Raw genomic sequence first — 26,036 nt, 5'->3', positions numbered from 1 at the left:
GGGTCGTTAGCTCAGTTGGTAGAGCAGTTGACTTTTAATCAATTGGTCGCAGGTTCGAATCCTGCACGACCCACCAATGTAGAAAGGCGCCCTAAAGGCGCCTTTTTGCTATCTGCGGTACAACAAATGCTCCGCCCATCTATTCCCGGTGACTTTTCTCGCCAGATTCGCTATCTTGTTTAGTATACAAAACACAATTGCCACGCGTTTTGCTATGTCAGGCAAATGAAAGGCAATATTGTTAAGCCCGTAAAACGAGAAGCCATAATGAGTGTGATGTTTGATCCTGAAGCCGCAATCTATCCGTTTCCGCCAAAGCCTGTCCCGTTGAGCCAGGACGAAAAGCAATTCTACCGCGAGAAGATCAAACGTCTTCTTAAAGAGCGCGATGCGGTAATGGTGGCTCATTACTACACCGACCCGGAGATCCAGCAACTGGCGGAAGAGACCGGCGGCTGCATTTCTGACTCACTGGAGATGGCGCGCTTCGGTGCACGACATCCCGCTTCCACGCTGCTGGTTGCCGGCGTGCGTTTTATGGGCGAGACGGCAAAGATTCTGAGCCCGGAAAAAAACATTCTGATGCCCACGCTTAACGCGGAGTGTTCCCTGGATCTCGGCTGTCCGATTGACGAATTCACGGCCTTCTGTGACGCTCACCCTGACCGGACCGTGGTGGTCTACGCTAACACCTCAGCGGCGGTAAAAGCGCGGGCTGATTGGGTGGTCACGTCGAGCATCGCCGTTGAGCTGATTGAACATCTGGACAGCCTGGGGGAGAAAATTATCTGGGCGCCTGATCGTCATCTCGGCAATTATGTTCAGAAGCAGACGGGTGCTGACGTTCTTTGCTGGCAGGGTGCCTGCATTGTGCATGATGAATTCAAAACTCAGGCGCTGGCGCGCATGAAGGCGCTTTATCCTGACGCCGCCATTCTTGTTCACCCCGAGTCACCGCAGTCAATTGTCGACATGGCGGATGCCGTGGGCTCAACCAGCCAGCTTATTAACGCGGCCAGAACGTTGCCTCACAAGCAGCTTATCGTGGCGACCGATCGCGGTATCTTCTATAAGATGCAGCAGGCCGTGCCGGAGAAAGAGCTTCTTGAAGCACCAACGGCGGGCGAGGGCGCAACGTGCCGCAGCTGCGCGCATTGTCCCTGGATGGCGATGAACGGCCTGAAAGCGATTGCCGAAGGGTTAGAAACCGGTGGTGCGGCGCATGAAATCCATGTGGATGCCGCCCTGCGTGAAGGCGCGTTAATTCCGCTTAACCGCATGCTGGATTTTGCGGCTACACTACGTACTTAATTCAACTCGCCCCGGGGAAAAGATGGATTTTTTTAGCACACATAACATTCTGGTTCATATACCGATTGGTGCAGGTGGCTATGACCTGTCATGGATTGAGGCCGTAGGTACGCTGGCGGGCTTATTGTGTATCTGGCTGGCAAGCCTGGAGAAGATCAGTAACTACGCGTTCGGGCTGATTAACGTCACGCTGTTTGCGATTATCTTTTTCCAGATCCAGCTGTACGCCAGCCTGCTTTTGCAGCTGTTCTTCTTTGCCGCCAATATTTACGGCTGGTATGCCTGGTCGCGTCAGAACAGCCAGCAGGAGGCCGAGTTGCAGATCCGCTGGCTGCCCCTGCCGAAAGCCATCGCCTGGTTCGTCGCCTGCGTGGTGGCCATTGGCTTAATGACCGTTTACATCAACCCGGTGTTTGCCTTCCTGACCCGCGTTGCCGTTTCAGTCATGTCCGGCATCGGCCTGAACGTGACGATGCCAGAACTCCAGCCGGATGCTTTCCCGTTCTGGGATTCCTGCATGATGGTGCTGTCGATTGCGGCAATGATTCTGATGACCCGTAAATACGTTGAGAACTGGCTGCTGTGGGTCATCATCAACGTGATCAGCGTGGCGATCTTCGCCCTGCAGGGCGTCTATGCCATGTCGCTGGAATATCTGCTGCTGACCTTCATCGCGCTGAACGGCAGCCGAATGTGGATTAACAGCGCGCGTGAGCGAGGCTCTCACGCGCTTTCCAGCTAGTGGTCATGATGATGTGAATGACCGGACTGCGCCTCGTTAAGGTGGCAGTCCGGTCCGCTACAGGGCTGATACTCCATCTGGACGGTAGCGTGGCTAATGTCGTAGTGGTGCTCCAGGAAGTGCTGGATGCGATCGAGCAGCGCATCGTGGTCGTGAGGTGGGATCACCTGGACATGTAGCGTCATGACCGGTTTCTCTCCCACCAGCCAGACGTGCACGTGATGGACATTACGGACTTCCGGGACAGTACGGCGCAGGTTGCGCTTCAGCTCATCGATGTCCATGGATGCTGGCGCCCCTTCAAGCAGTTCGTTCACGCTCTCCTTCAGCAGTCGCCAGGCGCTGCGCAAGACCAGACACGACACCAGCACGGACAGAATCGGATCGACAGGCGTCCAGCCGGTATAGAGGATCACCAGCGCGGCGACAATCGCCCCGACTGAACCGAGCAAATCCCCCAGCACATGCAGTGCCGCCGCGCGCACGTTGAGGTTCTTTTCCCCGCTCCCGCGGTGCAGGATCCAGAAGGCCAGAATATTCGCCAGCAACCCTGCCACGGCAATGACCATCATTGTCGCCCCGGCGATCGGCTGTGGATGCTGAAAGCGCTGTATGGCCTCCCAGACGATAAGCACGGTAATGACCACCAGCGCAATGGCGTTAACAAATGCGGCCAGGGTGGTCAGCCTCAGCCAGCCGAAGGTGTGGCGCGTATTCGGAGGACGACGCGCAAACTGCACGGCCAGCAGGGCGAAGAGCAGGGCGGCGGCATCGGTCAGCATATGTCCGGCATCGGCCAGAAGCGCCAGAGAGCCGGAAACCAGGCCGCCAATGACCTCGATAATCATAAACGTTGCCGTGACGCCAAAGGCCAGCATCAGCCGTTTAGCGTTGTCGTTGCCGGGTGCATGCGAGTGGGAATGGGAGTGCGCCATGTCTGCTTTCCTGAAGTGTTATTGTTTTTAGTGTAGCGTTTTTAATAGGTTACTCCAAAAAGAAAGGAGAGCCTGGGCTCTCCTTTTTCTGACGGTGCATACAAATTACTGGGTGGTACCATCCGTTTTGGTATTGGCGTCGTCACCCACTTTGTCGTTAGGGTCCGGGCATTTGCCGTCCTTACACATGGAGTTCTTGTGGACCTCGTCTGAACTCATATTGTCATGGTTCATGGTGCCGGAACCGCTACCGTCTGGATGCAGCATGGTGCCGCCCGTGTTGGTATTACCGGTATTGATCTGGCCGTTGTCGACGTTATTCGGGGCAATATTCTGTTTTGCATCAGGCGCAGGCTGACCTGCCGCCGCAGCCGCATTCGCGTCACCGTTGCTCTCTGAGGTGCCCGTTTCGGCGGCCAGGACGCTGCCGCTGGCAAGGGTAAGGGTGGCGGTCAGGAAGAGGGTTGCCAGTTTTGTCATTTTCATCATGGTGCTCCTGTTCTTGTCGTTACGCTGGATAACATTCTCCAACAGTGCATCTTTTTTGAGGCGAAAGATTCCGCCTTACGGACTTACGTCAGTAGGGAATCGCGTTTAAGCGTTTAAAATTGGTTGTTACAGTTAAAAAGCTTAGGTTAGATCTCATTTTTCGCTATTTTGTGGCGATTTTTAGGCGAATTCCAGGAATTATCTGCGTGAAGTGTAAAACCGTGTTTACACTTCCTGGTCGACAAGATAGATTGAAAGGATTGCTTTCATTACTAAAGATATGGCAGAGCTGGAACGAAGATGAATTATCAGAACGACGATTTACGCATTAAAGAGATCAATGAGTTATTACCTCCTGTAGCACTCCTTGAGAAATTCCCCGCCACTGAAAATGCCGCAAACACGGTTTCTCATGCTCGTAAAGCGATCCATAAGATCCTGAAAGGTAATGACGATCGTCTTCTGGTGGTGATTGGCCCGTGCTCGATTCACGATCCTGCTGCCGCGAAAGAATACGCTGCCCGTCTGCTCACCCTGCGTGAAGAGCTGAAGGACGAGCTGGAAATCGTCATGCGTGTCTACTTTGAAAAACCGCGCACCACCGTGGGCTGGAAAGGACTGATCAACGATCCGCACATGGATAACAGCTTCCAGATCAACGACGGTCTGCGCATTGCGCGCAAGCTGCTGCTGGAGATCAACGACAGCGGCCTGCCGGCGGCCGGTGAATTCCTGGACATGATTACGCCCCAGTATCTGGCAGACCTGATGAGCTGGGGGGCAATTGGTGCCCGCACTACTGAATCTCAGGTTCACCGCGAGCTGGCGTCCGGTCTCTCTTGTCCGGTGGGCTTCAAAAACGGCACTGACGGCACCATCAAGGTCGCCATTGACGCTATCAATGCTGCAGGTGCACCGCACTGCTTCCTGTCCGTGACCAAGTGGGGTCACTCTGCCATCGTTAACACCAGCGGTAACGGTGACTGCCATATCATTCTGCGCGGCGGCAAAGAGCCGAACTACAGCGCAAAACATGTGGCCGAAGTCAAAGTCGGGCTGGAAAAAGCCGGGCTGCCACCGCAGGTGATGATCGATTTCAGCCACGCCAACTCCAGCAAGCAGTTTAAAAAGCAAATGGAAGTGGGCGTAGATGTCTGTCAGCAGATTGCCGGCGGTGAGAAGGCGGTAATTGGGGTGATGATCGAAAGTCATCTGGTTGAAGGTAACCAGAACCTGGAAGGCAGCGAGCCGCTGGTGTACGGCAAGAGCGTGACCGATGCCTGTATCGGCTGGGACGATACCGACGCCATCCTGCGCCAGCTGGCTAACGCAGTGAAAGCGCGTCGCGGTTAATTCTGCCGGCTCAAATAAAAAAGCGCGGACGGTTCCGCGCTTTTTTTATGGTCAGCGAAAATTACTTCGCTTTACCCTGGTTCGCAACGGCCGCCGCTTTCGCTGCGATTTCGTCCGCGTTACCCAGGTAGTAGTGTTTGATTGGCTTGAAGTTTTCGTCGAACTCATACACCAGCGGTACGCCAGTTGGGATGTTCAGTTCGAGAATTTCGTCTTCACCCATGTTGTCCAGGTATTTCACCAGCGCACGCAGGGAGTTACCGTGAGCCGCGATAATCACGCGCTCGCCGCTTTTCAGACGTGGCAGAATGGTTTCGTTCCAGTAAGGCACAACGCGGTCGATGGTCAGCGCCAGGCTCTCGGTGGTTGGCAGCTCAGCGTCGGTCAGTTTCGCGTAACGCGGGTCGTGGCCCGGGTAGCGCTCGTCATCTTTGGTCAGCTCTGGTGGGGTGACCGCGAAGCCGCGACGCCACTGTTTAACCTGCTCGTCACCGTATTTCTCAGCGGTTTCCGCTTTGTTCAGGCCCTGCAGCGCACCGTAGTGACGCTCGTTCAGTTTCCAGGATTTCTCAACCGGCAGCCAGGCCTGGTCCAGTTCGTCCAGCACGTTCCACAGGGTATGGATGGCACGTTTCAGCACAGAGGTGTAAGCAAAATCAAAGCTGAAGCCTTCTTCCTTCAGCAGTTTACCTGCTGCTTTTGCTTCGCTTACGCCTTTCTCGGACAGATCAACGTCGTACCAACCGGTAAAGCGGTTTTCGTTGTTCCACTGGCTTTCGCCGTGACGCACCAGAACCAGCTTAGTAATAGCCATCTCTTACTCCTCAAGCATTTTTAGAATGATAACAATTCTCATTATATTGCCGTGGCCGTGCCAGCAGCAACGCTTAACCCTAACCATAGCGAAAATAGTCTCTGAGTGTAAGATGCTTGTGAATCCAGGGTTATGATTTTGTCTGCGATCGGCGCTATTTTCAGCAAGGCGCGCAGAAAAAAGCCCTCCAGAGGGAGGGCTGAAGATTAATGTGGAATAAAATGATATTCCGTCACGCTAACGTACTCTTCACCCGGGCGCAGCACGCAGTCCGGCTGCGGCCATTCCGGATGATTCGGGCTGTCCGGCAGGAACTCGCTCTCCAGCGCCAGGCCTTGCCAGTCGCTGTACTCTTCGTGTTCGCGCGCCGTTGTGCCGCCGAGATAGTTACCTGAGTAAAACTGCAGGGCAGGGGCAGTGGTATAAACCGTCATCTGCAGCTTCTCATCGGTGGACCAGACCTGTGCGGCAGGTTGTTTCACATCACCTTTGGCCTGCAGCAGGAACGCGTGGTCGTATCCTTTCACCTTGCGCTGGTCGTCATCGCTCAGGAAATCCTGGGCGATCGTTTTCGCGCGGCGGAAATCAAAGCTGGTCCCGCTCACGTCCTTGAGCCCCTGATACGGAATGCCCATTTCGTCAACCGGCAGATACGCATCCGCCAGGATCTGCAGCTTGTGCTCACGCACGTCGCACTGGTTGCCGTCCAGATTGAAGTACGCGTGATTGGTCAGGTTGACCGGACACGGCTTGTCGACCGTCGCATGGTATTCAATGGCGATACGGTTATCGTCCGTCAATGTTAAGCGCGCGGAGGCGATAAGGTTACCCGGGAAGCCCTGATCGCCGTCCTGCGAATCCAGCGAGAACAGCACTTCGCCGTCGTTTTGACGAACAATTTTCCAGCGACGTTTATCAAAGCCTTCCGGGCCGCCGTGCAGCTGGTTTTCACCCTGGCTTGGAAGCAGGGTGTACTGCACGCCGTCGAGCTCAAAGCGGCTCTTCGCGATGCGGTTAGCATAGCGTCCTACGGATGCGCCCAGATAGGCGGACTGATTAACATACTGCTCGGGCGATGCGCAGCCGAGCAGGGTTTCGCGCACGCTGCCGTCCGGCATCGGTACGCGGGCTGAAAGCAGAGTTGCACCCCAGTCCATAAGCGTAACCACCATCCCCGCGCGGTTGCGCAGGGTTAACAGGCGATACGGCAGACCATCCGGTGCGAGGGTAGGTGTTTCGTTTAGCACTGTCCGGCTCCTTGTGATGCTTTGCAAACATAGAAGGTTTCTTTAATACCTGTTTTCGCTTCGTACTGCTTCGCCACGGCGTCCTGTACGGCAGGGACAAGCTCCTCAGGCACCAGCGCAACGATGCAGCCGCCAAAACCGCCGCCCGTCATGCGTACGCCGCCTTTGTCGCCAATGACCGCTTTGACAATCTCCACCAGGGTGTCGATTTGCGGAACGGTGATCTCGAAATCATCGCGCATGGAGGCGTGAGATTCCGCCATCAGCTCACCCATGCGTTTCAGGTCACCTTTCGCCAGCGCAGAGGCGGCTTCAACGGTACGGGCATTTTCCGTCAGCACGTGACGAACGCGTTTGGCGACAATCGGATCCAGCTCGTGCGCCACTTTGTTAAATTCATTGAGCGTCACGTCGCGCAGGGCGGGCTGCTGGAAGAAGCGGGCGCCGGTTTCGCACTGCTCGCGGCGGGTGTTGTACTCGCTGCCCACCAGCGTGCGCTTAAAGTTGCTGTTGACGATCACGACAGCCGCGCCTTTTGGCAGGGGAACGGCTTTGGTGCCAAGCGAGCGGCAGTCGATCAGCAGCGCGTGTTCTTTTTTGCCCAGCGCGGAGATTAGCTGGTCCATGATGCCGCAGTTGCAACCCACGAACTGGTTTTCCGCTTCCTGACCGTTCAGGGCGATTTGTGCGCCATCCAGCGGTAAATGATAGAGCTGCTGGAACACGGTGCCCACGGCGACCTCCAGAGACGCAGAGGAGCTTAAGCCCGCCCCCTGCGGCACGTTGCCGCTGATGACCAAATCGGCGCCGCCGAAGTTTTTGTTACGCTTCTGCAGATGCTTCACCACGCCGCGCACGTAGTTAGACCACTGCTGGCTGTCGTGCGTCACAATCGGGGCATCGAGGGAAAACGTGTCCGTCTCATTACCATAATCCGCCGCAATCACGCGAACCTGACGGTCGTCGCGCTTCGCGCAGCTGATGACCGTCTGGTAATCGATGGCGCACGGCAGCACAAAACCGTCGTTGTAGTCAGTGTGTTCACCGATCAGGTTAACGCGACCAGGTGCCTGAATAATGTGGGTGGCAGGGTAGCCAAATTTCTCAGCAAACAGGGATTGTGTTTTATCTTTCAGACTCATTTTTTAGACTCCTGATTCGCGATAGTGGACGTCGCTAACGGCACGCAGACGTTCTGCCGCCTGTTCCGCCGTCAGATCACGCTGGGTTTCCGCCAGCATTTCGTAGCCCACCATAAATTTACGCACCGTCGCAGAGCGCAGCAGCGGCGGATAGAAATGGGCATGCAGCTGCCAGTGCGGATTCTCTTCCCCGTTAAACGGTGCGCCGTGCCAGCCCATGGAGTACGGGAAGGAGCACTGGAACAGGTTGTCATAACGGCTGGTCAGTTTTTTCAGCGCCAGGGCAAGGTCGTCGCGCTGCGCGTCGCTGAGTTCGGTGATGCGCAGCACGTGTGCTTTAGGCAGCAGCAGCGTCTCAAACGGCCAGGCGGCCCAGTAAGGGACGACGGCCAGCCAGTGTTCGGTTTCCACCACGGTACGGCTGCCGTCTGCCTGCTCACGCTGTGCGTAATCCACCAGCATCGGCGAGCCGTTTTCCGCGTAATACGCTTTTTGCAGACGGTCTTCACGCTCGGCTTCGTTAGGCAGGAAGCTGTTCGCCCAGACCTGGCCATGCGGATGCGGGTTGGAGCAGCCCATTGCCGCACCTTTATTTTCAAACACCTGCACCCACGGGTAAGTTTGACCCAGCTCGGCAGTTTGCGCCTGCCAGGTGCTGACCACCTCTTTCAGTGCCTCAACGCTCAGCTCCGGCAGCGTTTTGCTGTGATCGGGAGAGAAGCAGATCACGCGGCTGGTACCGCGCGCGCTTTCACAGCGCATCAGCGGATCGTGGCTTTCCGGCGCGTCCGGCGTGTCGGTCATCAGGGCGGCAAAATCGTTGGTAAACACGAAGGTGCCTTTGTAGTCCGGGTTTTTATCCCCGGTCACGCGCGTATTGCCCGGACAGAGGAAGCAGTCCGGGTCGTGCTGCGGTAAGGTCTGTTTTGCAGGCGTCTCCTGCGCCCCCTGCCAGGGGCGCTTGGCGCGATGTGGAGAAACTAAAATCCATTGCCCGCTTAACGGGTTAAAGCGACGATGCGGATGATCGACGGGATTAAATTGCGTCATGACGGATCCTTAGTCCGGATAGCCTTGCGGGTGGCGTGACTGCCAGTGCCAGGTATCCTGTGCCATTTCATCAAGCGTGCGCGTAACACGCCAGTTAAGCTCTTTGTCGGCTTTGGTGGCGTCGGCCCAGTAAGCAGGCAGATCGCCCTCACGACGCGGTGCGAAGTGGTAGTTCACCGGCTTGCCGCAGGCTTTGCTGAAGGCATTGACCACGTCCAGCACGCTGCTGCCGACCCCGGCGCCGAGGTTGTAAATATGCACGCCAGGTTTATCCGCCAGCTGCTGCATGGCGGCAACGTGGCCGTCTGCCAGATCCATCACGTGGATATAGTCGCGCACGCCAGTGCCATCTTCGGTGGGGTAGTCATTGCCAAAAATCGCCAGCGAATCGCGGCGACCGACGGCAACCTGCGCGATATACGGCATCAGGTTGTTCGGAATGCCCTGCGGATCTTCACCCATATTGCCTGACGGATGGGCACCGACCGGATTGAAGTAGCGCAGCAGCGCGATGCTCCACTCCGGCTGAGCTTTTTGCAGGTCGGTCAGGATCTGCTCCACCATCAGCTTGCTTTTGCCGTACGGGCTCTGCGGCGTCCCGGTCGGGAAGCTTTCAACGTAAGGAATTTTGGGCTGATCGCCGTAGACGGTGGCGGAAGAGCTAAAGATGAAGTTTTTGACGTTGGCCGCACGCATGGCGGAGATGAGACGCAGGGTACCGTTGACGTTGTTGTCGTAATACTCGAGCGGTTTTGCAACGGACTCCCCGACGGCTTTCAGACCCGCGAAGTGGATCACCGCTTCAATAGCGTGGTCGTGAAGGATCTCGGTCATCAACGCTTCGTTGCGGATGTCGCCTTCCACGAAAGTCGGTTGTTTACCGCCAAGACGTTCAATCACAGGCAGCACGCTGCGCTTACTGTTGCACAGGTTGTCGAGAATGATGACGTCATGGCCGTTTTGCAGCAGCTGCACGCAGGTATGACTACCGATGTAACCGCTACCACCTGTTACCAGAACTCGCATATTTCGCTCCATTGGGCTTATGGTATGTAATAACCATAGCATAACAGAGACGCAAAAAGTGTGACATGGGATAAAATAGTGGAATCGTTTACACTGTTTTTAAAATCCGATTTTCAGCTGCCATGAGGCATTGTAGATCAACGGGATAGCAATGTATTAGTGCAGGTTATCTGAAAAACGGAGGGCGGTGCCCTCCGGGGGTCAATCGATTTTGCTTTGCAGATAACGATAGTGCTCACCATCCGGAACAAACTCCAGGCGATGCGTGATGCAGGAGGGGGCATCTTCGGCATGATGTGAAACAAACAGCAGCTGCGTTTCACCTTCGCTAATCAGCACGTCCACAAAGCGGCGGATAAGCTGTCGGTTCAACGGGTCGAGTCCCTGCAGCGGTTCGTCGAGGATCAGCAGCGTAGGGTGTTTCACCAGCGCGCGAACGATCAGTGCCAGACGCTGTTGCCCCCACGACAGGCTATGAAACGGCGCGTCAGCGACCCGGTTGTCCATGCCCAGGATGTCCAGCCACTGCTGGGCCAGCTTGTGCTGTTTGTCCGACACCGCCTGATAAATGCCGATCGAGTCAAAATACCCGGAGAGGATCACGTTGCGTACCGTGGTACTGACCCGATAATCCAGATGCAGGCTGCTGCTGACATAGCCGATATGTTTTTTAATATCCCAGATGGTTTCGCCGCTGCCGCGACGCCGACCGAACAGCGTCAGATCGTTGCTATAGCCCTGCGGGTGATCGCCGGTGATCAGGCTCAGCAGCGTGGATTTCCCCGCGCCGTTGGGGCCGACAATCTGCCAGTGCTCGCCCGGATTGACTGTCCAGCTGAGGCGGTTAAGAATCGGGCGATCGTCATAAGCGACCATCCCGTCACGCAGCACGATGCGCGGCTGGTGGGGGTCAAGCGCATGGCGGGCAGAAGGGGCGTCAGGTTCCGGAAGGGTAATACCGTCGAGCTGTTCGCTGTGGGCGAGCTGGGCAATCAGCGCCTGCTTAAGCAGCGCGGTTTTTTCGCCGGTCTCGATCAGGTTACAGTCGGCCAGGACGCCCGCGTGCTGGATAAAGTCCGGAATTTCATCGAAGCGGTTAAGCACCAGTACGAGGGTATATCCCTGCTGATTAAGCGATGCCAGCAGGGACGCCAGCTGCGCCCGGGACTGCACGTCAAGACCGTCGAACGGTTCGTCCAGAATAAGCAGTTCAGGTTGGCTCATCAGCGCCTGACAAAGCAGCGTTTTTCGCGTCTCGCCGGTAGAAAGGTATTTAAAGCGCCGGTTCAGCAGAGGGGTGATACCGAACTGTTCTGCCAGGCGCTCACAGCGGGCGGGGTCTTTCACCTCATCCTGTATAATTTCTGCGGTCGTACGGCCGGTATCGTCTTCGCCAGGGCTGAGCAAATCGGTGTTGTTGCGCTGCCACTCGTCGCTGACCAGCTTTTGCAGTTGTTCAAACGACAGGCGCGTCAGGCGCGTAAAGTCGCTCTGGTATTCGCCCTTGAGGAGGTTGAGCTCTCCCGCCAGCGCACGGGCCAGCGCAGATTTACCGCTGCCGTTGGTGCCGACAAACGCCCAGCTTTCACCCGCGCGTAGTGTCAAATCAGCAATCGTCAGCGTTCGGGTATCGCTAAGACGAAACGTGCCTTGCGAAATATGCAATGATGACATGATTTATCCCTGTTTTTGCAGCAATAGATATCAGGGATACGCACTGTCGGTACGATTGTCAATGCGCTCAGCACAAAGTGGCGATAATCACCCGGTCCGCGTTGAAATACGCGGTGACGACAGCACCTTCTTCTAAGCCGTCCGACTCGCTGAGCGGTAGGGTCGCGCAAAGCGGTTGCCCGTCTGCCAGGGTCATGAGCACTTCGCACTGCGCCTGGCCGCGTTCGATGTGGCTGATGGTGCCCAGCAGCTGGTTATCTGCTGCCTTTGCCGCATCGGGATCGCGCGTGATAGTGACCCACGGCGCCTTCAGCAGCACCAGCACCTCTTTACCTTCATCCAGTTCAAGACGTTCCGCGCTTTGCGCCGTTATGGCGGCTTTCAGGCGGGTGGTGCCATCGGCAAGCAGGATCTCAATATGCTGCTGTATCTGCAGATTATCGCGCGCCGTCACCGTTCCAAACCACTGGTTGCGGGCGCTGGTTTGTAGCGAGAAGCGGGAAATGGCGGCCAGCAGACTGTCCAGCGGCACGTTATCGTCATCGCTTAACACATCGAACGCTTTTTGCTGAATCTGGGCCAGGAGGTCGTAAAGCTGAATAAGGCGCTGTCCATAACGCGTCACGATCGCACCGCCGCCACCTTTGCCGCCCGTGGCTCTGTCCACCAGCGGCTGTTCGCTCAGGGTGTTCATTTCGTTGATGGCGTCCCAGGCGCTTTTATAGCTGATGCCCGCGTTTTTCGCCCCCTGGCTAATCGAGCCTGTTTGTTCTATTTGTTTAAGCAGGGTGATACGTCGCGGATCGGCGAAAAGCTTTTGCTGAAGTCGGAGTGTGAGGAGAATTTCGGCCTGCATAACAGTGTCCTGGCAAAAAGGGTATTGTGACCCAAATGGTGCAGGGCGCAAAGGGTACCGCACAAAAGGGGATGTTTTTCTCAGTTGAAAGGGTAGAATAAGCTATTCACAATATCTGGAGAAAACCATGTTAGAGTTGTTGAAAAGTCTGGTATTCGCCGTGATCATGGTACCAGTAGTGATGGCCATCATCCTCGGTGCCATCTACGGCCTGGGTGAAGTGTTCAACGTCTTTTCGAACATTGGTCACAGAGACCAGGCTAAAAAGCAGCATTGATTCCCCCCAAAACGCCCGGCTTGCCCGGGCGTTTTGCTCTCAAGATTTTCCCGTTTTCGCCGATAATATTTAACGTATCACACCGGTTTACCTCTTCAGCGGTACGATTTAACGCTGGGATCTCCCTGACGTTACCGTTATATTAATGTGTATATAACGCTACTCACAGGAGTTAAAAATGGCACGTACCTGGGTACGCCTTTTCGCAGGGGCAACGCTGACGCTTTCACTTACCGGCCACGCGCTGGCGGACGACGGTAAAATCACGGTCTTTGCGGCGGCGTCGCTGACCAACGCGCTGCAGGATATCGCGGCGGCGTATAAAAAAGAGAAAAACGTCGAGGTTGTATCCTCGTTTGCCTCTTCCTCGACGCTGGCGCGCCAGATAGAAGCGGGCGCACCAGCGGATCTGTTCATCTCGGCTGACCAGAAGTGGATGGATTACGCGGTGGAGAAGAAAGCGATTGATGCGGCAACCCGCGAAACGCTGCTGGGGAATAGCCTGGTTGTCGTGGCGCCAAAAGCCAGCGCCCAGGCTGACTTCACCATCAACAAAGAGACCCACTGGATAAGTCTGCTGAACGGCGGGCGTCTGGCGGTGGGCGATCCGGAGCACGTTCCGGCCGGGATCTACGCCAAAGAAGCGCTGCAAAAGCTGGGCGCGTGGGAGACATTGCCGCCGAAGCTGGCTCCGGCGGAAGATGTCCGCGGCGCGCTGGCGCTAGTGGAACGCAACGAAGCCCCGCTGGGCATTGTGTATGGCTCTGATGCCGTAGCCAGCAAGGGTGTGAAAGTGGTGGCTACGTTCCCGGAAGACTCCCACAAGAAAGTGGAATATCCTGTTGCGATTGTTGATGGACATAAAAATGCGACCGTGACGGCTTTCCGCGATTATCTGAAGGGGCCGGAAGCGTCCGCAATCTTTAAACGTTACGGATTTACGACTCACTGATGATATTGACCGATCCTGAATGGCAGGCTGTTCTGCTGAGCCTTAAAGTCTCTTCCCTGGCGGTTGCGCTGAGTTTGCCCTTTGGGATCTTCTTTGCCTGGTTACTGGTTCGCTGTCAGTTTCCCGGCAAAGCGCTGCTCGACAGCGTGCTTCATCTTCCGCTCGTGTTGCCGCCCGTGGTGGTCGGTTATCTGCTGCTGGTTTCGATGGGGCGGCGCGGTTTTATCGGCGAGAAGCTCTACGACTGGTTTGGGCTGACGTTCGCTTTTAGCTGGCGCGGTGCGGTACTGGCGGCAGCGGTAATGTCATTCCCGCTGATGGTGAGGGCGATCCGCCTCGCGCTGGAAGGCGTGGACATGAAGCTCGAACAGGCGGCGCGTACGCTGGGTGCCGGGCGCTGGCGCGTCTTTTTCACCATCACGCTTCCCCTGACTTTACCCGGCATTATTGTCGGGACGGTACTGGCCTTCGCCCGCTCGCTGGGTGAGTTTGGCGCGACAATCACCTTTGTCTCGAACATTCCCGGCGAGACGCGAACCATTCCATCGGCCATGTATACCCTGATTCAAACGCCGGGCGGAGAGGGCGCGGCGGCGCGGCTCTGTATCATCTCAATCGTATTAGCCCTGGTATCGCTGCTGGTGTCGGAATGGCTGGCGCGGCTGAGCCGTGAGCGGATGGGGAAATAAGCATGCTGGAACTGAATTTCACTCAGACGCTGGGAAACCATACCCTGACGCTTAACGAGACGCTGCCTGCAAGCGGTATCACCGCCATCTTCGGCGTGTCGGGGGCGGGAAAAACGTCGCTGATAAATGCCATCAGCGGCCTGACGCGCCCGCAGTCAGGACGGATTGTATTGAATAACCGCGTTCTGAATGACGTGGAAAACAAGGTGTATCTGTCGCCGGATAAACGCCGCATCGGCTATGTTTTCCAGGACGCACGCTTATTCCCGCACTACAGCGTGCGCGGCAACCTGCGTTACGGCATGGCGAAAAGCATGGCCGGGCAGTTTGATAAGCTGGTGACGCTTTTAGGCATTGAGCCACTGCTCGACAGGCTGCCATCCTCGCTTTCCGGCGGAGAAAAACAGCGCGTCGCCATTGGCCGCGCGTTGCTGACCGCACCCGAACTGCTGCTGCTCGACGAACCGCTGGCCTCACTGGATATTCCGCGCAAACGTGAGCTCCTGCCCTACCTGCAGCGCCTGACGCGGGAAATTAATATTCCAATGCTCTACGTCAGCCATTCGCTGGATGAGATCCTCCATCTGGCCGACAAGGTGCTGGTGCTGGAAGAGGGCAGCGTCAAGGCCTTCGGCAACCTGGAAGAGGTGTGGGGCAGCAGCGTGATGCACCCCTGGCTGCCCCGGGAACAGCAGAGCAGCATCCTGAAAGTGAGCGTGCTGGAACATCATCCGCACTACGCGATGACGGCGCTGGCGCTGGGCGATCAGCACCTGTGGGTCAATAAGATCGACAAGCCATTACAGTCCGCGCTGCGTATTCGTATTCAGGCATCTGACGTTTCGCTGGTGCTGCAGCCGCCGCTGCAAACCAGTATTCGAAATATCCTGCGCGCCAAAGTCGCGGAGTGTTTTGATGATAACGGCCAGGTGGAAGTGAAGCTCGAGGTGGGAAGCAGAACGCTCTGGGCACGCATCAGCCCGTGGGCCAGGGATGAGTTAGGGATCAAACCTGGCCTGTGGCTCTACGCGCAAATCAAGAGCGTCTCGATCACCGCCTGATTACAGCAGGTGGGTATAAATGTACTGCGCGATGCTGTCGGTGGTGTTGTCGCCAATCACCACGTTAGCGCGCGCTTTTACCGCGTCGTCGGCATTGCCCATCGCCACGCCCGTACCGACGGCTTCCAGCATGCTGATGTCGTTGTAGTTGTCGCCGAAGGCGATCGCGTCCTGCATTGACCAGCCCTGCGATTCCACATACTGCGTCAGACGCTTGCCTTTGCTATTGCCTTTGCGGGCAATATCCACCTGATCGTGCCAGGACCATTCACACTCCAGACCCAGCGTCTGTTCCACGTGTTTCGCGAAGGCATTCAGTTTGGTGGTGTCTTCATCCGTCAGGGCGAATTTCCAGATAGCCTCAACGTCCTGGGCTGCCTGACGCAGGGAAGTTACCTGAGTAAAGACCGGACGCTGCGCTTCGGGCAGGGACAACGCCCAGTTGCTGGTGCGCACCACATGGCCGGTTGGGCGCTCGTACACCATCGCGTTATCCACGTACATCAGGCCGTGAATGGCATGCTCATCCAGCAGATCAATCAGTTGCAGCGCCTGGGGAACCGGCAGCGGGTCGGAGGCTAAAACCTTTTTTGCCTGATAATCATACAAATAAGTGCCATTACAACAAATTGCAGGTGTATCTAACGCCAGTGCCTGATAAAAAGGGTGAATGGCTACGTGATGTCGACCCGTTACGATAAGGAGTTGATATCCCGCTTCCTGAGCGCGTTTAAGCGCTTCCAGAGAAGAGGGGAGAAGGGTTTTTTGCGGCGTCAGTAAGGTACCGTCTAAATCCAGAGCAATCACACGCGAGGTCATTTGTTTTTCCGGGTTAATATTGAATTTACGTTTTGATGGGATGGTACACCGAGAGGCGAACGCTTCAAAACTCCTGTCGACAATTCAGCATTCACCGTCAAAAGTTAACTACTTTCATGCGCAGTGAGGAGTGAATATTCATGAAACAAACCGTTTATACCGCCAGTCCTGAAAGCCAGCAGATCCACGTCTGGCGTTTAAATACCGAGGGGACACTCACGCTGGTTCAGGTTGTTGATGTGCCAGGTCAGGTGCAACCGATGGTTATCAGCCCGGATAAACGTTTCTTGTACGTGGGTGTGCGCCCGGAGTTCCGCGTGCTGGCCTATCGCATCTCTCCGGACGACGGCGCGCTGACTTACACTGCCGAAGCCCCGTTGCCTGGCAGCCCAACCCATATCTCAACCGATCGTAAAGGCAACTTTGTCTTCAGCGGCTCTTATAACGCGGGTTGCGTCAGCGTAACCCGTCTTGAAGATGGCATTCCGGTCGAAACCGTGGATGTGGTGGAAGGGCTTGAAGGTTGCCACTCGGCGAATATCTCTCCGGATAACCGCACGCTGTGGGTACCTGCGCTGAAGCAGGATCGTATCTGCCTGTTCACCCTGAGCGACGATGGTCACCTGGTGGCGCAGAATCCTGCTGAAGTCACGACGGTAGAAGGTGCAGGCCCGCGTCATATGGTCTTCCATCCGAACCAGCAGTACGCCTACGTGGTCAACGAACTGAACAGCTCTGTGGACGTATGGGAACTGAAAGATCCAAACGGTCAGATTGAGTGCGTGCAGACGCTGGACATGATGCCGTCTGATTTCTCCGACACCCGCTGGGCGGCAGATATCCACATTACGCCAGATGGCCGTCATCTGTACGCCTGTGACCGTACCTCCAGCCTGATTACCGTGTTTAGCGTTTCCGAAGACGGCAGCGTGCTGGCGGTTGAAGGCTTCCAGCCGACGGAAACCCAGCCGCGCGGCTTTAATATCGATCACAGCGGCAAATACCTGATTGCGGCGGGGCAGAAATCCCACCATATCGCGCTGTATGAAATTAAAGGCGAGCAGGGTCTGCTGGAAGAGAAAGGGCGCTACGCCGTAGGCCAGGGGCCGATGTGGGTGGTGGTTAACGCTCACTAAGCGGCTTAAAACAAAAAACCTCGCGAATGCGAGGTTTTTTTATGCCCGGTGGCACCGCGTTTACCGGGCCTACATAACCTGTAGGCCGGGTAAGGCGAAGCCGCCACCCGGCAAAAGGACTGCTTACTGCTTCGGCTCAGCAACCACTTTGCTACCGAGACCGCGGTTGTTGTACTCCCACATGCGGTTGAAGTTAGCGTCGTTCAGGTTACGCTGCACGTTCCCTTTATCGTCCACCGCACCGGTATTGCCGGAGAACGGACGTTTGGAGATTGCCGCATCCGCCCACGGCTTCGCCATGTTGAAGCCTTCGTTGATCACGCTGTCACGGATCACAACCTGACCGTTGGTCGCTGCGTCCACGTCCAGGGAGCGTCCCAGCTGCGCCACGCCGTCACCGGCAGCGTTAAAGCGGCTGTTCACGGCCAGGAAGCCGAAGAAGAGGTTCGACTGGGTTGCCGGAGCAAACACGTAACCTTCCTGCTGAGTGCGTGAGTTCACCACGCGGAAATCGGTGTTATCAAATACCACCGCGCCGCGGCCGGACACCAGATCCACATCACCTTCAACGTAGCTGTTGGTCACCAGCGTACGGGTCAGACGATTATTCTGCAGCGTGTTCTGTACACCGCTGTTGGTCACGAAGAAAGTGTTCTGACGACCCAGAATGTTGACGTTGTTAATCTGCACCTTATCGCCATCGCTGCGCAGCGCGACGGCCTGGTGGTTACCGGCGTCAACGCTGTCACCCAGGGTATTCTGGATGGTCAGGTTCTGCAGCTGCAGACCGTTATTCTGGGACCAGAACACCGCTGAGCACATCACGCCAATGGTGGCGGCACGCTTGCTCTGGCAGTTATCAAACATGTACCACGCCGGTTTACCCGGCATATATTTACCGGCCGGGTTCACCAGGTGACGCCAGGTGTTGCTGTCGATTTCGGAATCAATCGCCAGGCCAATTTTTACGTCGATCGCTTTTTCGCCCAGACCGTAAAGCGTAATGCTGCCCGGTGCCGCCGGAACATACACGGTGCCTTCATATTCACCTGGCAGGATCGCGATGTACTGGCGAGACGCGCTGTGTTTCGTGATGGCAGCATCTACCGCAGCCTGAATCGAGGTATGCGTTACGCCCTGCGCACCCGCCGGGCCAACCACGAAGTCAGGCTGTTTCGGCAGGTTAATCGAAGACGGGGTCCACGGCGCAGCGTTAGGATCCATCGACGAGAAGTAGTGCGCACGGTCGAAGTTCTTCGCTTCATCAGCAGACAAAATCGGGCGGGAGGCCGTACCGGGCGCGACCTGCTCAGAAGGCCGCTGATCCGGTGGGGTTGAACTGCATGCGGATAATGTCACGCCAAAGGCGAGTGCTAACGCCAGACGGGAAATCCTGGAAATGTTCAAGGTGAAGCTCCTGGGTATGCAAGTCTTTACGGGATAGACGAAATAGCCTGCTTTTTTATACTAAGTTGAGCGAAACGGGAAGATAAAAAGGGTAAAAGTTGCATTTTTAGCCCAGGGGCGGCGGGTAAGTGATCACAAATAAATAACATTTTCCGCAAAGTCGGTTGACAGCAGACAACAGATGAAAATAAATGTCTATACAACCTATGACAAGTGGAATGCCCATGCAGCAGATTCATCCCGACGATGTGATATGGCGAAATGCGCGACTGGCTACGATGGCGCCGGACGTCTGTGCACCCTATGGACTGAAAGAGCAACATGCCCTGGTCGTACGCGGCCACACCCTTCTGGCCGTGATCCCTGAATCTGACATTCCGGCCGGACACACTCACTGTGTCGATCTTCAGGGACGTCTGGTCACGCCGGGCCTGATTGACTGCCATACCCACCTGGTGTTTGGCGGCGATCGCGCGGCGGAGTGGGAGCAGCGTCTGAACGGTGTCTCTTATCAAACCATCAGCGCCCAGGGGGGCGGGATTAACGCTACCGTGACGGCGACGCGCAGCAGCTCGCCCGAAACCCTGCTTAAGCTGGCGCAGCAGCGGCTTCAGCGTCTGATGAATGAAGGTGTCACCACGGTTGAAATCAAATCCGGATACGGTCTCAACGCCGAGGCCGAAGAGAAGATGCTGCAGGTCGCGCGCCAGCTGAGCCTCAATAATCCGGTTGATATCAGCCCAACGCTGCTGGCGGCTCATGCGGTTCCGCCGGAATACCGACAGGATCCGGATGCGTACCTCACGCTGGTCTGTGAGCAGATATTGCCCACGCTGTGGCAAAAAGAGTTATACGAATCAGTAGACGTGTTCTGCGAAAACGTCGGCTTTACCCCGTCGCAAACCGAGCGCCTCTTTAAGGCGGCGACCGCGCTCGGTATTCCGGTGAAAGGGCACGTCGAGCAGCTGTCGAATCAGGGCGGTGCGGCGCTGGTCAGCCGGTATAAGGGACTCTCCGCCGATCATATCGAATATCTTGACGACGCAGGCGTTCAGGCGATGGCGCAAAGCGGCACGGTTGCGGTCCTGTTGCCGGGCGCGTTCTATTTTCTGCAGGAGCGCCAGCGTCCGCCGGTGGAACAGCTCAGAAAACAGGGTGTGCCGATGGCGGTCGCGACCGACTATAACCCCGGTACCAGCCCGTTTGCGAGCCTGCACCTGGCGATGAACATGGCCTGCGTCCAGTTTGGCCTGACGCCTGAAGAGGCCTGGGCTGGCGTCACGCGGCATGCCGCGCAGGCGCTGGGCCGCGGGGAAACCCACGGACAGCTGCGGGCCGGGTTTGTCGCTGATTTCATCGTCTGGGATGCTCGCCATCCGGTTGAGATGGTCTACGAGCCGGGACGCAATCCGCTGTATCAACGTATTTTCCGTGGGGAGGCAGTATGAGGTTATGGCGGCCCGTAGCCAAATCGGTCTGGCAGGGGCGCGACGACAGCGCTGAGGCCAGCAACGCAACGCGCATTTTCCAGACGATACGGCAGCAGGGAGCGTTCACGCCGCTATCATCCGGCATTGCGCTGATAGGCTTTGAATGTGATGCAGGGGTAAAACGCAATCAGGGCAGGCCCGGTGCCGTGCAGGCGCCTGATATGCTGCGAAAGGCGCTGGCGAATATGGCAAGCCATCAGGGACACGATCGGCTGGCGGATATGGGATCGGTCTACGTTGAAGGTGACGAGCTTGAGGTGGCACAGCAGACGTTAAGCGATGCCTTGACAGCCTGCCAGCGCTCCGGGATGCGCACGCTGGTCTTTGGCGGCGGACACGAAACCGCGTGGGCGCACGGTCGCGGCGTGCTGGACGCCTTCCCGAACGAGCGGGTTGTCATTATCAACCTTGATGCCCATCTCGATCTGCGCAAGGCCGAGCGGGCGACGTCCGGCACGCCGTTTCGCCAACTGGCGCACTACTGCGATGAGCGCGGGCGGGCATTTCAGTACGCCTGCTTTGGCGTGAGCCGGGCGGCCAACACGCAGGCGCTGTGGGATGAGGCTGAACGCCTGAACGTCACGCTGGTGGAAGATCTCCATTTCAGGCGCGATGCACTGTCTGCGCTGGAAAGTGTGCTGGCGCAGGCCGATCGCATTTACCTGACGATCGATCTGGACGTCCTGCCCGCCAGCGAGATGCCTGCCGTTTCCGCTCCGGCTGCGTTAGGCATACCGGCACTGGATCTCCTCCCCGTCATCGAACATATCTGCCGTAGCGGTAAGCTTCAGGCCGCCGATCTGGTAGAGTTTAACCCACAGTACGATCGGGACGGGCAGGGCGCTAAGCTCGCCGCCCGCCTGGCCTGGCAAATTGCTCACTGGTGGGCATAACACTATTCAAGGAGTCACGATGTTTTCACGCTCACCCCTGCCGCAGTCGAGCTCTCCCGCACCTTTCTACGAAAAGGTGAAGCAGGCGATCAGCGAAAAAATCGCCACCGGCGTCTGGCGGCCGCACGACCGCATTCCCTCGGAGGCCGATCTGGTGGCGCAGTTTGGCTTTAGCCGGATGACCGTCAACCGCGCGCTGCGCGAGCTGACCGACGAAGGGCTTCTGGTGCGTTTGCAGGGCGTTGGGACGTTTGTGGCGGAACCGAAAGGGCAATCCGCCCTGTTTGAAATCCGCAGTATTGCGGACGAAATTGCCGCGCGTAATCATCAGCACCGCTGTGAGGTGCTGGTGCTCGAAGAGACCCAGGCCAGCGCCGAGCAGGCGGTAGAGCTGAATGTCAAAGAGGGAAGCCGCATCTTCCACTCCGTGATGGTGCATTTCGAAAACGACATTCCGGTGCAGATTGAAGATCGCTGCGTTAACGCCGAACGGATACCGGACTATCTGAACCAGGATTACACCCACACCACGCCGCATGCCTATCTTTCGCTTGTCGCACCGCTGACGGAAGGGGAGCACATTGTGGAAGCCGTGCGCGCCACGCCGCAGGAGTGCGAGCGGTTGCGCATTAAAGAGCACGACCCGTGCCTGCTGATCCGCCGTCGAACCTGGTCCTCGTCGCACATTGTGTCGCATGCCCGGCTGCTTTTCCCGGGTAACCGTTACCGGCTGCAGGGCCACTTTATGTCATAGTTTTATAAGCGTGATCGCTAACGCAATATAATAAAATTGTATCTTTTTTGTTAAATCCGACCTTGTGTGTGCTTGTCTATACAAGTATATCTAAATGCATCATCTGTCCCGTATAGGAGCACACAATGTCGTCAGGTAAATACCGCCAGCAGGACGTCCGCGCCGCGCGCGGCACCACCCTTACCGCCAAAAGCTGGCTCACCGAAGCCCCGCTGCGCATGTTGATGAACAACCTTGATCCTGAGGTGGCGGAAAACCCCCACGAGCTGGTGGTTTACGGCGGCATAGGCCGCGCCGCGCGCAACTGGGAATGCTATGACGCAATTGTAAAATCCCTGACCGAACTCGAACACGACGAAACCCTGCTGGTGCAGTCCGGCAAGCCGGTGGGCGTGTTTAAAACGCACAAAAACGCCCCGCGCGTGCTGATTGCCAACTCTAACCTCGTGCCGCACTGGGCAACGTGGGAACACTTCAACGAACTGGACGCGAAAGGGCTGGCGATGTATGGCCAGATGACCGCCGGGAGCTGGATCTACATCGGCAGCCAGGGGATCGTGCAGGGCACCTACGAAACCTTCGTGGAAGCCGGTCGCCAGCACTACAACGGCTCGCTGAAAGGCCGCTGGGTATTGACCGCCGGTCTGGGCGGCATGGGCGGCGCGCAACCGCTGGCCGCCACGCTGGCCGGCGCGTGTTCCCTGAACATTGAGTGCCAGCAGAGCCGCATTGATTTCCGACTGCGCACCCGTTACGTCGACGAACAGGCCGAGAATCTCGATGACGCGCTGGCGCGCATCAAAAAATACACGTCCGAAGGCAAAGCGGTGTCGATTGCCCTGTGCGGCAACGCGGCAGAAATTCTTCCTGAACTCGTTGCCCGCGGCGTGCGCCCGGATCTGGTCACCGACCAGACCAGCGCCCATGACCCGCTGCACGGCTACCTGCCAAAAGGCTGGTCGTGGGAAGAATATCAGCAAAAAGCGGAGACCGACCCGGAAGGTACGGTGCTTGCCGCGAAACGCTCCATGGCCGAGCACGTCTCCGCGATGCTGGCCTTCAGCCAGATGGGTATTCCGACCTTTGATTACGGCAACAACATTCGCCAGATGGCGAAAGAGATGGGCGTGAATAACGCCTTCGATTTCCCCGGCTTCGTTCCGGCCTATATCCGTCCGCTGTTCTGCCGCGGCATCGGGCCGTTCCGCTGGGTTGCCCTGTCCGGTGACCCGGAAGATATCTACAAAACCGACGCCAAAGTGAAGGAAATCGTCGCCGATGACGAACACCTGCACCACTGGCTGGACATGGCCCGCGAGCGCATTAACTTCCAGGGCCTGCCAGCGCGTATCTGCTGGGTAGGGCTGGAGTGGCGTCAAAAACTCGGCCTCGCCTTTAACGAAATGGTGCGCAGCGGTGAAGTTTCCGCACCGATCGTCATTGGCCGCGACCACCTGGACTCCGGCTCCGTTGCCAGCCCGAACCGCGAAACGGAAGCCATGCGCGACGGCTCGGATGCGGTGTCCGACTGGCCGTTGCTGAATGCCCTGCTGAATACCGCCAGCGGCGCGACCTGGGTGTCGCTGCACCACGGCGGCGGCGTGGGGATGGGCTTCTCCCAGCATTCCGGGATGGTTATTGTCTGTGACGGAACGGATGAAGCCGCCGCGCGTATCGCTCGTGTGCTCCACAACGACCCGGCCACCGGCGTGATGCGTCACGCGGATGCGGGTTACGAGATTGCCATTGACTGTGCCAAAGAGCAGGGCCTTAACCTGCCGATGATCCCTGCCACACAAGGAAAGCATGAATGAACGCATTAACCCTCACTCCCGGCTCACTGACGCTCAAACAGCTGCGTAACGTCTGGCGTCAGCCGGTCACCCTTTCGCTGGATGAAAGCGCCCACGCCGCCATTAACGACAGCGTGGCCTGCGTTGAAGCCATCGTTGCCGAAGGGCGCACGGCTTACGGGATTAATACCGGCTTTGGGCTGCTGGCGCAGACCCGCATCGCGACGCACGATCTGGAAAACCTGCAGCGTTCTCTGGTGCTGTCGCACGCGGCGGGCGTCGGCCAGCCGCTTGACGATGAGATTGTCCGTCTGATGATGGTGCTCAAAATCAACAGCCTGGCGCGCGGTTTCTCCGGCATCCGCCTGAGCGTGATCCAGGCGCTGATGGCGCTGGTTAATGCGGAGGTCTATCCGTGGATCCCGGCGAAGGGCTCCGTCGGGGCCTCCGGCGATCTCGCACCGCTGGCGCACATGTCGCTGCTGCTGCTGGGTGAAGGCAAAGCGCGCTGGCAGGGCGAGTGGCTTCCGGCGAAAGAGGCGCTGAAAAAAGCCGGCTTAACGCCGATCACGCTGGCGGCGAAAGAGGGGCTGGCGCTGCTGAACGGCACCCAGGCGTCGACCGCCTTCGCGCTGCGCGGCCTGTTTGAAGCGGAAGATCTGTTTGCCTCGGCGGTGGTGTGCGGTGCGCTGACTACCGAAGCGGTGCTGGGCTCGCGTCGCCCGTTCGATGCCCGCATCCACGAGGTGCGCGGTCAGCGCGGGCAGATCGATGCTGCCGCGATGTACCGTCACGTGCTTACCGACACCAGCGAGATCGCGGAGTCACACCACAACTGTGAAAAGGTGCAGGATCCGTATTCCCTGCGCTGCCAGCCGCAGGTGATGGGCGCGTGCCTGACGCAGCTGCGCCAGGCGGCGGAGGTGCTGCTGGTGGAGGCCAACGCGGTGTCCGATAACCCGCTGGTGTTCGCCCAGGAAAACGAGGTGGTCTCCGGCGGTAACTTCCACGCCGAGCCTGTGGCAATGGCGGCGGATAATATCGCGCTGGCGATTGCCGAAGTCGGCGCGTTGTCCGAGCGCCGCATCGCGCTGATGATGGATAAACACATGTCCCAGTTGCCACCGTTCCTGGTGCGTAACGGCGGGGTCAACTCGGGCTTTATGATTGCTCAGGTGACGGCCGCAGCGCTGGCAAGCGAGAACAAGGCGCTGTCGCATCCGCACAGCGTGGACAGCCTGCCAACCTCGGCGAATCAGGAAGATCACGTTTCGATGGCACCGGCTGCCGGGCGTCGTCTCTGGGAAATGGCCTCCAACACCCGCGGTGTGCTGGCGGTGGAATGGCTGGCGGCGAGTCAGGGTATCGATCTGCGTGAAGGGCTCAAATCCAGCCCGCTGCTGGAGCAGGCGCGTCAGGTGCTGCGCGAGCACGTCACCCATTACGACGACGACCGCTTCTTTGCCCCGGATATTGATAAGGCGATGCAGCTTCTGGAAGAGGGACGCCTTGTAGGACTGCTACCTTCGGTGCTGTGATTTTTTTGCCCGGTGGCGCTGCGCTTACCGGGCCTACGAGTGCGAAATCCAGGCCGGGTAAGGCGTAGCCGCCACCCGGCTTTTTTTACGAATACATCGCCGTAATCGACGCGCTGCCAAGCGTATGGAAATGCACGTTAAACCCGACCATTGCGCCGCTCGCGCCTTCATCGACCTCAATCTTCTCCACATCCAGCGCGTGCACCGTGAAGATATAGCGGTGGGTTTCCCCTTTTGGCGGGGCCGCGCCGCCGTAGCCCGCTTTACCGAAGTCAGTACGCGTCTGAATGGCACCTTCAGGCAGGGCAACCAGGTCTGAACCGGAACCCTGCGGTAGTACGCGCGTGTCGGCAGGCAGGTTCGCCACAATCCAGTGCCACCAGCCGGAGCCAGTTGGCGCATCCGGGTCGTAGCAGGTCACGACAAAGCTTTTGGTGCCTGCCGGAACCTCGTCCCACGCCAGGTGCGGGGAGATATTGTCTCCCTGATACCCCATGCCGTTAAAAACGTGACGTTCCGGCAGTTTTTCACCGTCGCGCAGATCTTTACTGATGATTTTCATACGGTTTACCCTCGTTAATCGCTCGT

The 26,036-nt window shown here is 57.5% G+C and carries 25 protein-coding genes and 1 tRNA gene; 14 read left to right on the top strand and 12 right to left on the bottom strand.

What is annotated here, in order from left to right; genetic code table 11:
• The 3 genes from BMW97_RS07630 (at window position 1) to pnuC (ending at window position 2,053) form a co-directional block, all read left to right on the top strand.
• Window positions 1-76: transfer RNA gene (locus tag BMW97_RS07630), tRNA-Lys, on the top strand.
• 191 nt (window positions 77-267) lie between these two features.
• Window positions 268-1,311 (top strand): quinolinate synthase NadA, encoded by a 1,044-nt coding sequence (gene nadA / locus BMW97_RS07625; RefSeq protein ID WP_045909459.1) that lies wholly within the window; start codon window positions 268-270, stop codon window positions 1,309-1,311.
• Between the two features lie 22 nt (window positions 1,312-1,333).
• Window positions 1,334-2,053, top strand: a complete 720-nt coding sequence (pnuC, locus tag BMW97_RS07620; protein ID WP_024908791.1) for a nicotinamide riboside transporter PnuC — start codon at window positions 1,334-1,336, stop codon at window positions 2,051-2,053.
• Here the strand turns inward: pnuC and zitB are convergent.
• Entirely contained in the window at window positions 2,050-2,988 is a 939-nt protein-coding gene (gene zitB, locus BMW97_RS07615; protein WP_045909460.1) for a CDF family zinc transporter ZitB, read from the bottom strand. The genes pnuC and zitB overlap by 4 nt on opposite strands.
• A 105-nt stretch (window positions 2,989-3,093) precedes the next feature.
• The gene (locus BMW97_RS07610) at window positions 3,094-3,474 is read right to left on the bottom strand and encodes a protein YbgS (protein WP_045909461.1); all 381 of its coding nucleotides are present in this window, start codon (window positions 3,472-3,474) and stop codon (window positions 3,094-3,096) included.
• Window positions 3,475-3,777: 303 nt separating this feature from the next.
• Between BMW97_RS07610 and aroG the strand changes: the two genes are divergently transcribed.
• A complete protein-coding gene (aroG, locus tag BMW97_RS07605; protein WP_045909462.1) occupies window positions 3,778-4,830 on the top strand; it encodes a 3-deoxy-7-phosphoheptulonate synthase AroG in 1,053 nt (350 codons plus the stop codon).
• 61 nt (window positions 4,831-4,891) lie between these two features.
• Here the strand turns inward: aroG and gpmA are convergent, their stop codons facing one another.
• The 7 genes from gpmA to modE all read right to left on the bottom strand — a co-directional run bounded on the left by gpmA (window position 4,892) and on the right by modE (window position 12,639).
• Complete coding sequence (gene gpmA / locus BMW97_RS07600) at window positions 4,892-5,644, bottom strand: 2,3-diphosphoglycerate-dependent phosphoglycerate mutase (RefSeq protein WP_008501111.1); 753 nt, start codon at window positions 5,642-5,644, stop codon at window positions 4,892-4,894.
• 206 nt (window positions 5,645-5,850) lie between these two features.
• Window positions 5,851-6,891 carry a galactose-1-epimerase gene (gene galM, locus BMW97_RS07590; RefSeq protein ID WP_045909463.1) on the bottom strand — a complete coding sequence of 347 codons (1,041 nt, stop codon included), beginning with the start codon at window positions 6,889-6,891 and terminating at the stop codon, window positions 5,851-5,853.
• Window positions 6,885-8,033 (bottom strand): galactokinase, encoded by a 1,149-nt coding sequence (gene galK / locus BMW97_RS07585; RefSeq protein WP_045909464.1) that lies wholly within the window; start codon window positions 8,031-8,033, stop codon window positions 6,885-6,887. Before galK ends, galM begins: the two co-directional genes overlap by 7 nt.
• A gap of 3 nt (window positions 8,034-8,036) precedes the next feature.
• Entirely contained in the window at window positions 8,037-9,083 is a 1,047-nt protein-coding gene (galT, locus tag BMW97_RS07580; protein ID WP_045909465.1) for a galactose-1-phosphate uridylyltransferase, read from the bottom strand.
• Window positions 9,084-9,092: 9 nt separating this feature from the next.
• Window positions 9,093-10,109: a UDP-glucose 4-epimerase GalE gene (gene galE / locus BMW97_RS07575; RefSeq protein WP_045909466.1), complete on the bottom strand. Its 1,017-nt coding sequence runs from the start codon at window positions 10,107-10,109 to the stop codon at window positions 9,093-9,095.
• 201 nt (window positions 10,110-10,310) lie between these two features.
• Window positions 10,311-11,783 carry a molybdate ABC transporter ATP-binding protein ModF gene (modF, locus tag BMW97_RS07570; RefSeq protein WP_045909467.1) on the bottom strand — a complete coding sequence of 491 codons (1,473 nt, stop codon included), beginning with the start codon at window positions 11,781-11,783 and terminating at the stop codon, window positions 10,311-10,313.
• Window positions 11,784-11,850: 67 nt separating this feature from the next.
• A complete protein-coding gene (gene modE, locus BMW97_RS07565) occupies window positions 11,851-12,639 on the bottom strand; it encodes a molybdenum-dependent transcriptional regulator (RefSeq protein ID WP_045909468.1) in 789 nt (262 codons plus the stop codon).
• A 127-nt stretch (window positions 12,640-12,766) separates the two neighbouring features.
• Between modE and BMW97_RS07560 the strand changes: the two genes are divergently transcribed.
• The 4 genes from BMW97_RS07560 to modC all read left to right on the top strand — a co-directional run bounded on the left by BMW97_RS07560 (window position 12,767) and on the right by modC (window position 15,618).
• A complete protein-coding gene (locus BMW97_RS07560; RefSeq protein ID WP_008501118.1) occupies window positions 12,767-12,916 on the top strand; it encodes an AcrZ family multidrug efflux pump-associated protein in 150 nt (49 codons plus the stop codon).
• A gap of 178 nt (window positions 12,917-13,094) precedes the next feature.
• Window positions 13,095-13,868 carry a molybdate ABC transporter substrate-binding protein gene (gene modA, locus BMW97_RS07555; protein WP_045909469.1) on the top strand — a complete coding sequence of 258 codons (774 nt, stop codon included), beginning with the start codon at window positions 13,095-13,097 and terminating at the stop codon, window positions 13,866-13,868.
• Window positions 13,868-14,557 (top strand): molybdate ABC transporter permease subunit, encoded by a 690-nt coding sequence (gene modB / locus BMW97_RS07550; protein WP_045909470.1) that lies wholly within the window; start codon window positions 13,868-13,870, stop codon window positions 14,555-14,557. Before modA ends, modB begins: the two co-directional genes overlap by 1 nt.
• 2 nt (window positions 14,558-14,559) lie before the next feature.
• Window positions 14,560-15,618 (top strand): molybdenum ABC transporter ATP-binding protein ModC, encoded by a 1,059-nt coding sequence (gene modC / locus BMW97_RS07545; protein WP_023292995.1) that lies wholly within the window; start codon window positions 14,560-14,562, stop codon window positions 15,616-15,618.
• Here modC and BMW97_RS07540 read toward each other — a convergent pair whose 3' ends face one another.
• Window positions 15,619-16,437, bottom strand: a complete 819-nt coding sequence (locus tag BMW97_RS07540) for a pyridoxal phosphatase (protein ID WP_045909471.1) — start codon at window positions 16,435-16,437, stop codon at window positions 15,619-15,621.
• Window positions 16,438-16,577: 140 nt separating this feature from the next.
• Between BMW97_RS07540 and pgl the strand changes: the two genes are divergently transcribed.
• Complete coding sequence (pgl, locus tag BMW97_RS07535; RefSeq protein ID WP_045909472.1) at window positions 16,578-17,573, top strand: 6-phosphogluconolactonase; 996 nt, start codon at window positions 16,578-16,580, stop codon at window positions 17,571-17,573.
• A gap of 123 nt (window positions 17,574-17,696) precedes the next feature.
• Here pgl and BMW97_RS07530 read toward each other — a convergent pair whose 3' ends face one another.
• On the bottom strand, window positions 17,697-18,980 hold the full coding sequence (locus BMW97_RS07530) for a putative acyl-CoA thioester hydrolase (RefSeq protein ID WP_045909473.1): 1,284 nt from the start codon (window positions 18,978-18,980) through the stop codon (window positions 17,697-17,699).
• Window positions 18,981-19,204: 224 nt separating this feature from the next.
• Between BMW97_RS07530 and hutI the strand changes: the two genes are divergently transcribed.
• From hutI to hutH, 5 genes are all read left to right on the top strand, one after another.
• Entirely contained in the window at window positions 19,205-20,428 is a 1,224-nt protein-coding gene (gene hutI, locus BMW97_RS07525) for an imidazolonepropionase (protein ID WP_045909474.1), read from the top strand.
• Window positions 20,425-21,363: a formimidoylglutamase gene (gene hutG, locus BMW97_RS07520; protein ID WP_090392628.1), complete on the top strand. Its 939-nt coding sequence runs from the start codon at window positions 20,425-20,427 to the stop codon at window positions 21,361-21,363. Before hutI ends, hutG begins: the two co-directional genes overlap by 4 nt.
• Before the next feature lie 19 nt (window positions 21,364-21,382).
• Window positions 21,383-22,117 (top strand): histidine utilization repressor, encoded by a 735-nt coding sequence (locus BMW97_RS07515; RefSeq protein ID WP_045909476.1) that lies wholly within the window; start codon window positions 21,383-21,385, stop codon window positions 22,115-22,117.
• Between the two features lie 125 nt (window positions 22,118-22,242).
• Window positions 22,243-23,931 (top strand): urocanate hydratase, encoded by a 1,689-nt coding sequence (gene hutU, locus BMW97_RS07510; protein ID WP_045909477.1) that lies wholly within the window; start codon window positions 22,243-22,245, stop codon window positions 23,929-23,931.
• Entirely contained in the window at window positions 23,928-25,448 is a 1,521-nt protein-coding gene (gene hutH / locus BMW97_RS07505) for a histidine ammonia-lyase (RefSeq protein WP_023326936.1), read from the top strand. Before hutU ends, hutH begins: the two co-directional genes overlap by 4 nt.
• Before the next feature lie 85 nt (window positions 25,449-25,533).
• Here the strand turns inward: hutH and BMW97_RS07500 are convergent, their stop codons facing one another.
• Window positions 25,534-26,010, bottom strand: a complete 477-nt coding sequence (locus tag BMW97_RS07500; protein WP_024908770.1) for a kinase inhibitor — start codon at window positions 26,008-26,010, stop codon at window positions 25,534-25,536.
• Window positions 26,011-26,036: the final 26 nt, after the last annotated feature.

Origin of the sequence: Enterobacter sp. NFIX58 (assembly GCF_900110475.1) — a bacterium.
GTDB lineage: Bacteria > Pseudomonadota > Gammaproteobacteria > Enterobacterales > Enterobacteriaceae > Enterobacter > Enterobacter quasiroggenkampii.
Note: the sequence above shows the minus strand (reverse complement) of the source record. Positions and strands in the feature narration are given on the sequence as shown.